Source organism: Nonomuraea sp. B1E8 (genome assembly GCF_039871515.1).
Classification (GTDB): Bacteria; Actinomycetota; Actinomycetes; order Streptosporangiales; family Streptosporangiaceae; genus Nonomuraea.
The window spans coordinates 1-7,615 of record NZ_JBDPLS010000038.1 but is presented as its reverse complement, the minus strand read 5'-3'; the positions used below and the strand labels follow the sequence as shown (position 1 = coordinate 7,615).

Here is a 7,615-nt window from a genome sequence, read left to right as displayed (position 1 = left end):
CCGCCGCCCGCCCGAGCGTCCCGGGCAGATTGCCGTGCCACCATCCGCAGCGAACGGGACGATCAGGCGGAAACCTCCATCAGCCGAAACTGATCAGGAGGGACGCCCACCCCGTGAGTCATCGAGGTCAACCTCGGGCTCACCCGCACCACCGGCACCTGGACTCTCGCCTCGATCACCCCATAACGCGTGGGTGAGTCAGCTCATGCCGACTCACCCATCAAGGTCTTCAGGATATTTCTTGGGAGACGAGCATTCTCAGACTCGCCATCCGCTTGGGTCTGCTCGGCGGCGATATGCGCCCAGCGAATGCTCACCAACTCCAGGCGTCATCTGGAACGCGGTAGAGCGTTCGAGGGGACATGAGCCAGTCCTGGTCGATGAATCTCCCGGTGACGTGTCCTAGGAGGTGCAGGTAGGAATTGAGCTCGCCTTCGTCGTCCTCGGCCGCGGCGGCGTCGACATCGTGTCTGGCGAACAGCGCCTCGAGTTCCCCCAGCGTGTTTGAATCTCGCCCGTACTGCCCTCGTCCTTTTCCGTCGCGCCAATAGCTGAGTCCGTGGAGGCCGCCTTCCCCGTCGTCGTACTCAAGATAGAAAAGTCGACGTCCGCCCGTGCTGAGAGGGCCGGGGGCGATCCCGACGCCGCTGAGGCTGATGATGTGCAGCCATTCGGGAGCGTGCACGCCTACCCAAACTATCTCCTCGGACGAGTAGGGGTCGTACCACTGCATGGCCGTCTCGAAGTCGCAATCCAGCCTGCTGGCCGGGTCGGCGCGGAGGATATGGGCGGCCGAGTCGGGATCGTTGCCTTCCACCCACGTGCCGGCGAAGCGTGCTGAGAATCCGTGGGATGCCAGGAATCCCCATTGGTCCTCGATCGGGGAGGGGTTTGTTTTATTTGTCATGGAAACCTTTCTGTCATGCGATTCGCCGCCGCCCATCAGGGCGGCGGCGAATCCGGTCTCGTTCAGCGAACAGTCGGGATCACGACACGATCAGAACCCAGAAGGGGTCGCCCAGATCCACGACTCGATATTTGCTGTAGAACTTGTTCAAGGCTACGCCGTGTAGCCGGTTGTGTTCCCTTCCGACCGCGCGGAGTGAATAGTCAAAGGCGGCACTCGCGGCGCCCTGTTGGGACGAGGCGAAGGGGTACTCGTCGCACTGTAGTTGATTCCATCGCGGGTCGACCCTGGCGATGTACGCCGGGTCGGCGTAAAGGTTCTCGTAGTAATACCTGCAGTAATTGCTCCGATAGTATTTGCCTTCCGCCGTGAAGGAGAAGTTGCGGCCGGAGAACACGGCGCGGTTCAGGGCCGCACCCGCGGTACTGTTCTTGGTGAGAGGGCCGCCTGCGATGGTTCCTGCATCGGCGGCCCAGTTTCCCGGGATTTTCTTCGTCTGCTCGGTTCCGGAGAAGGTCCGCAAAGGCGGATCCTGCGTCTCGTTGCGGCGAACCGCTGGATGCGTCCTCGGGTTCGTGGTTGTGTTGAGCACCGTCTCGATGTGTTCGATGACCTGCAGGAAGTCGGCATTCTGGGATTTGGACATGACGAAGACCTTGTGTCCTCGGGTGTTCACACATCCCCCCGTGTGGTCGTCCACTTCGTTGGTCGGGTCGTCCTCCCTGCCGGACGTCTTCCAGTCGCAGCGTACGTGGGGAGCGTACAGGTTGCCGGTGGCGGCGCCATCTCCCTTGCGGATCACGCCGATCCGCTTTCCCCTGTCGTTGAGATATTCCTGAGACCAGAGTCGGCCTTCCGTGATGGGATACCCGAACACGTTGCTCCACATGGGCTTGATCGTGCAGACCGAGCTCTGGAGCTGCGCATCTGTGTCCGCGTCGATCACGAAGGTGGTGTCGCTGTTCGACTGCCAGGCTCCGATCGTCCTGACCTGTTCGCTGCCCGACTGGATTCGGCACGGCTTTCCTGCCTGTGACTCGAGTTCGACATTGAACCCGATCCTGGCCCGCTCCAGATCGTCATCGTAAGCGGTGAGCCGTCGTCCCTCCGAATAGAGTCCGAATTCGCCCAGACGCGCGAACACCTTGATGGTCTGGGGAGTGACGCCGGTGCCTTCTCCGTTGACCACACCGTTCCCAGAGGCGTTGCCCAGATATGTGTGCACGACCCAAGTGACGCGCATCTGGAAGATGACGTCAGGAAAGAGCCTCTGCTCCATCTCCTCGAGGGTCATGCCCAGGACACTGCCGAGCTTTTTGGACTTGTTGCCGGCTCTACGCCGTGGTCTGTCCGGGTCGTCGTCATCTTCGTCCGACTCGTAGACGGTGTAGGACACGTAGGACGACCAGCAGGAGGCGTAGACGCGTTCCTGAATGCGTGCCAGTAACGCTGCGTGCCTCGGATCGGTCGGGGTGTTGTAACAGTCCTCCAGCGTCAGGTGATCAGGATTGAAGGAGGAGGCGGCCATGGCGGTGCCTGCCGCTTTGCGCGTGGACTCCGTTGTCGGCTGGGTGATCGTTGCTGACGTTCCCGCGACGAGGGCTGTGAGATCTTCGGAGGACAGGGGCCTCTGGTAGAGCTGGACGTCGTCAAGATCGCCCCGCATTTCGGCGCCCAGGGTCATGGCGGTGTCCGCGTTCCACGCCGTGAAGCTCACTGGCGAGGTCTTGACCAGGTTGCCGTTGAGGTACAGCCAGGCGGACTTGGCCGTGGCGTCGTACACGCCGGCCAGGTGGAACCATTCGCCGACCGGTGGTTCGACGTCGGACACCACGCCCTCGACCGTCGCATCCGCGGCGTCGGCGCTGGTGAGGGTGAACACAATCCGTGGTCCGGGGTGTTGCCGAGCCGGAAGGGCGCCTGGTGGATGCCCTTCTGCTCGAGGACGGTGTAGTCGCCGTCCTTGTCGCTCCACCGTAGCCAAGCGGCGGCGGTGAAGCTCTGATCGGTACGGATCACCGGTCCGGCGGTCTGGGCCAGGGGCTCCTCGCCGGACTGGGTGACGTCCACGGTGACCTGCCGCCACTCCGACCAGGCCGAGGCGGCCTGCTCGCCAACCGCGCGTAGGCGCCAGCGCACCTTCCACCCATCAACTAGCTTGTCCGCTGGGACGGCGATGCTCGCCTGGGTACCGGAGCCGACGCTGTCCACGGCACCTGTCCAGATCTGACCGGTGCCCTGGCCTTCGGGTGCGGCCGGGTTGTGTTCGATCTCAGCCTCGGCCCGCAGCGCCTGGCCGGCGGGGTGGGTGAGGGTGGCCTGCAGCGTGGGGGTGAGCGTGGTGCTCACCGTCACGCCGTCCACTACCTTCGACGGAGTGATGGTCAGGCCGGTGGCGGTGGGTTTAGGCAGGCTGACGGTGAAGGACTGCCAGTCCGACCAGGCGGAGGCGGCGGTAGCTGAGACAGCGCGGGCGCGCCAGCGCACCTTCCACCCGTCGGTCAGGGTGCCCGCCGGGACGGCGATATTCGCCTGGGTGCTGGCGGGGACGTTGTCGGCGCTGCCAGCCCAGATCTGGCCGGTGCCCTGTCCGGTCGCGGCGGGGTCGTGCTCGATCTCGACCTCAGCCCGTAGGGGCTTCCCGGCGGGGTCGCTCACCTGGGCCAGCAGGGCAGGGGTGAGGGTGGGGGTGACGGTGGCGCCGTCTACCTGCTGGGATGGCGTGACCTGCAGCGCGTTGACGGCCGGTTCGGAGACCGGGTCCGGCACGTCGATGGTCAGGGGCTGCCAGTCCGACCAGGGGGAGCCGACTGCGGTGGCGGTGTTGATCGCCCGGACCCGCCAGCGCGCCTTCCACCCGTCGGCCAGCTTCCCTTCGGGCACGGTCGCCGTGGCCTGGGTGCCGGAGGCGACGTTATCTATGGCGCTGGCCCAGATCTGGCCGGTGCCCTGTCCGGTCGCGGCCGGGTCGTGTTCGAGTTCGAACTCGGCCCGCACCGGCTGTGCGGCCGGGTCGGTGACCGTGGTTTGCAGGGCCGGGGTCAGGCTCGTGGCCACGGTGCCGCCGTTCACCGCCTGGGAGGGGGTGACCTGGAAGGCGCCGACCGCCGGGTTCGGCACGTCCACAGTGGCCGTCTGCCAGTCCGACCACGCCGAGGTGGTGGACGCGGCGGCGTTGGCCGCGCGGGCCCGCCAGCGGATCTTCCACCCATCGGTCAACATGCCCGAGGGGACGCTCACCGAGGCCTGGCCGCCGGATACGACCTCCGGTGAGACGCCAGCCCAGATCTGGCCGGTGCCCTGTCCGGTCGCGGCCGGGTCGTGCTCGACCTCGAACTCGCCGGTCAGGTTGCCACCCACAGGGTCGGCGACCGTTGCGGCCAACTGCGGAGTGAGCGAGGTCGTCACCGTGGTGCCGTTCTCGGTCTGCGCTGGGGTGATGGCCGGGGCGGAGACGGTCGGCGCGGAGGCCGGGCCGCTGGTGGTGAGGGTCAGTTTCGGCGGGCTGCCGAACTCGTCGGTGTTCTCCGCGGAGGTGTAGACCCGGTAGTTGTTGATGGGTGCGGCTCTCCCTCAGTGAGTGCCTGAGCTGGGCTCTTGTAGACATAACTGGTTGATCCGGGAACCGCGGGTGCAGACCCGTGAGGCGGTGGTGACGATGAGCTCGTTGCTCGAGGAACTGGCACGGCGCGAAGTCGCGGTCCGCCGGCGGATCGAGGAGATCGGCGAGCAGATCGCCGCGCTCACCTCACAGATGCAGGACGAACAGGACCGCTTGTCACGGCTGACGATCACGCGGGAGACCGTGGAGGAGATCCTGGGCGAAGCGGCCCAGTTGCTCGATGAGCCCGATGGACAGGCCGGGGCCGCCGACGCGGCCGGCACCGCGCCGTCGGCACACTCGCCGGTGCTGGGTGTGGTGACGGTGCCGCACTGGCAACCCGGCATGAAGGCGGCGGTGCTGCCGCGGGCGTACCGGGACGCGGTGGAGATCATGGCCGATGCCGGGCGGGCGATGCGGGCCGGGCAGATCGCGGTGGCGATGGGACTGCCGGATGAGGCCGCCAAGCGGGAAGGGCTGCGCTCCAAGCTGAAGCGGCTGGTGGAACGCGGCTGGGCGAAGGAAGAAGGGCCGGGACTGTTCACGGTGACCGATCCGGTGGCCCGCGAGATGGCCGGGCAGGATGGCGTGGCGTCACGGGACGCAATCGCGTCGTCACCGGTCGGGTGATTGTGGCGGGGCTCTCCCCTCGGTCAGGTTCGAAGGTGCCACCCAATCGACCCCGGACGAAGGAAGAGCCCTGTGCAGGCACCGTACGACACCGAGGCCACCGCTGACGTCTTTGCGAAGGCGAAGAACACCTTCAACTGGCTCATCGGACACCTCACCGACGCGCAGACCGGGACGCTTACCCATGACCGGCTGGAGGAGACCATCACCGAGCAGGGCCGGGAGCTGCAGCGCCTGCTGCTGCAGGCCCACCTTGACCTGCGCGCGCTGCGCGAGCTGGAGCAGGTACGCCACGCCCGCCACCCCGGCGGTGGCGCTGCGGGCGTGATCGGCGCGGACGGGGTGCCGCGGCGGCGGGTGGAGCTCGGGCACCACCGCCTGCTCGCCACGGTGACCGGGACGGTGACGGTCACCCGGTGCGCGTGGCGGGCCCCGGGCGTCGGCAACGTTTATCCGGCGGACGCGGCTTTATCGCTGCCGGCGGTGCGGCACTCGGCCGGGCTGGCCAAGCTCGCGGTCATCGAGACAGTGCGCGGCTCGTTCGACGCCGCCCTGGCGGCGATCACCACACGGTGCGGTCAGGTGATCGGCAAACGGCAGATCGAGCAGCTGGTCGCCCAGGCCGCGGCCGACGTCGACGCCTTCTACGCCGCGCGAACCGTGCTGCCGTGCATGGCGTCCACGGTGCTGGCGATCAGCGTGGACGGCAAGGGCATTGCGATGCGCCCCGAAGCGCTGCGGCCCGCAACCGCCAAGGCCGCCGCCCGCGCCCGAGCCACGTTCCGGACGCGGCTGGCGTCCGGGGAGAAGCCGGCGCGCAAACGGATGGCGACGCTGGGGGTGGTCTACGACGCCGAACCGGCGCCGCGGCGGCCGCACGATGTGATCGCCGTCCCCGGCGGGCGATCCGGGCGGCGCCTGCCACGGGCCCGGCCGCACGCGACGCGCAAGTGGCTGTGCGGCTCGGTCATTACCGGCCCCGGCCCTGTGATCGCCAAGGTGTTCGACCATGCCCAAGCCCGTGATCCCGCGCACGCCCGTCCCTGGGTCGTGCTCGTCGACGGGGCCCGCCACCAGCTCGACCTGATCATCGCCGAAGCCGCCCGGCGCGGCATCCGCGTCCACATCGTGATCGATTTCGTGCACGTGCTGGAGAAGTTATGGGCTGCTGCGTGGAGTTTGCACCCGCCCGCGGCGCCGGCCGCGGAGGACTGGGTCGCCGGGCATGCCCTGGCCCTGCTGGCCGGGCACACCGGCCAGGTCATCACCACGCTGAGGGCGCAGGCCGCCACAGCCGGCGCGCAGCACCGTGACGGCATCGACGCGTGCATCCGCTACCTCACCAACAACCTCGAGCATCTGCGGTATGACCAGGCGCTGGAAGTGGGATGGCCGATCGCGACCGGGGTGGTCGAGGGCGCGTGCCGTCATCTGATCGCCGACAGGTTCGACCTGGCCGGGGCACGCTGGGGCCTGGCCGGGGCCGAGGCGGTGCTGAAGCTCCGCGCGCTGGTCGCCAACGGTCATCTGGAGGAGTACTGGACTTTATGCAGACGTCTGCATAAGGCTCACTATGCCGACCTGCCGATTATGCCGACCAGGACGCCGATCGGCGTGGCCAGCGGCCAGGGCCTGGAGTATGAGGTCGGCATAATCGCGGGGGTCACAGGCCTTCTAGGAAGGCCAGGACGGCGTCGGGTGGCTGGTAGCGTCCTGGCTGGCTGGTGGTGGGCCGGGTTAAGGCCAGGGCCCGTTCTTTCAGGGCCAGGTCGGCGTGGATGTAGATCTGAGTGCTGGCGATGTTTTCGTGGCCGAGCCAGAGCGCGATGACGGTGATGTCGACGCCTGCGGCCAGTAGGCGCATCGCTGCGGTGTGTCGCAGGGTATGCGGAGAGATCGTCTTTTTCGACAGGGTCGGGCAGGCAGAGGCCGCGGTGGTGAGGTGTTTGCCCAGGCGCCGCTGGACGGCGTCGACGCTGAGTTGCCTGCCGCTTCGGGTGGAAAAGATCGGATCGGTGGGCGTCCCGGCGCGTTCGCGTAGCCAGGACTTGAGCAGGGTGACGGTGCCGGTGGTCAGCGGGGTGATGCGCTGTTTGCGGCCTTTGCCCAGGCAGCTCACATGGGCGCCGACTCCAAGATGGACGTTGCCGCATGTCAGCGCGACCAGTTCGGAGACGCGCAGCCCGGTTTCGATGGCCAGGGCCAGCATCGCGTGATCACGTCGGCCGGTCCAGGTGGATCGGTCGGGGGCGGCCAGCAGCGCGTCGACTTCAGCGTCGGACAAGAAGGTGACCAGGGTTTGGGTGAAGCGTTTGGGCGGGATGGCCAGCACCCGGGCGATGATGGCGGTGGTGCGGGCGCGCAGGACTCGTCCGCCCAGGATGGTGGATTTGATCTCCAAATAGGCGGTCTCGATCTCCCAGCGCTGGTGGTAGAGGGCCAGCAGGTCGGCTGCGGGATGGCGGTGGGAGTCGGTC

6 protein-coding genes and 1 pseudogene are annotated in these 7,615 nt (G+C 67.4%); 3 read left to right on the top strand and 4 right to left on the bottom strand.

What is annotated here, in order from left to right:
- Window positions 1–313 precede the first annotated feature (313 nt).
- The 3 genes from ABGA98_RS45540 to ABGA98_RS45530 all read right to left on the bottom strand — a co-directional run bounded on the left by ABGA98_RS45540 (window position 314) and on the right by ABGA98_RS45530 (window position 4,291).
- Window positions 314–907, bottom strand: coding sequence for a hypothetical protein (locus tag ABGA98_RS45540; RefSeq protein WP_347624726.1), 594 nt, complete (start codon window positions 905–907; stop codon window positions 314–316).
- A 79-nt stretch (window positions 908–986) separates the two neighbouring features.
- Entirely contained in the window at window positions 987–2,738 is a 1,752-nt protein-coding gene (locus tag ABGA98_RS45535; protein ID WP_347624727.1) for a LamG-like jellyroll fold domain-containing protein, read from the bottom strand.
- Window positions 2,621–4,291 carry a hypothetical protein gene (locus tag ABGA98_RS45530; RefSeq protein ID WP_347624725.1) on the bottom strand — a complete coding sequence of 557 codons (1,671 nt, stop codon included), beginning with the start codon at window positions 4,289–4,291 and terminating at the stop codon, window positions 2,621–2,623. The genes ABGA98_RS45535 and ABGA98_RS45530 overlap by 118 nt, the downstream gene beginning before the upstream one ends.
- 7 nt (window positions 4,292–4,298) lie before the next feature.
- Here ABGA98_RS45530 and ABGA98_RS45525 point away from each other — a divergent pair, with 7 nt between their 5' ends.
- The 3 genes and pseudogenes from ABGA98_RS45525 to ABGA98_RS45515 all read left to right on the top strand — a co-directional run.
- Window positions 4,299–4,448, top strand: coding sequence for a hypothetical protein (locus ABGA98_RS45525; RefSeq protein WP_347624724.1), 150 nt, complete (start codon window positions 4,299–4,301; stop codon window positions 4,446–4,448).
- Between the two features lie 39 nt (window positions 4,449–4,487).
- Window positions 4,488–5,138, top strand: a complete 651-nt coding sequence (locus ABGA98_RS45520; protein ID WP_347624723.1) for a hypothetical protein — start codon at window positions 4,488–4,490, stop codon at window positions 5,136–5,138.
- Window positions 5,139–5,210: 72 nt separating this feature from the next.
- A pseudogene (locus ABGA98_RS45515) lies at window positions 5,211–6,656 on the top strand (ISKra4 family transposase); the annotation flags it as partial.
- Window positions 6,657–6,801: 145 nt separating this feature from the next.
- Here ABGA98_RS45515 and ABGA98_RS45510 read toward each other — a convergent pair.
- Window positions 6,802–7,615 (bottom strand): tyrosine-type recombinase/integrase (locus ABGA98_RS45510; RefSeq protein WP_347624722.1); only part of this gene is annotated, 814 nt, incomplete at its 5' end.

Bases quoted from the DNA above. Each gene is read 5' to 3' on its own strand.
- ABGA98_RS45540 (WP_347624726.1), bottom strand. From the start codon at position 907: ATGACAAATAAAACAAACCCCTCCCCGATCGAGGACCAATGGGGATTC.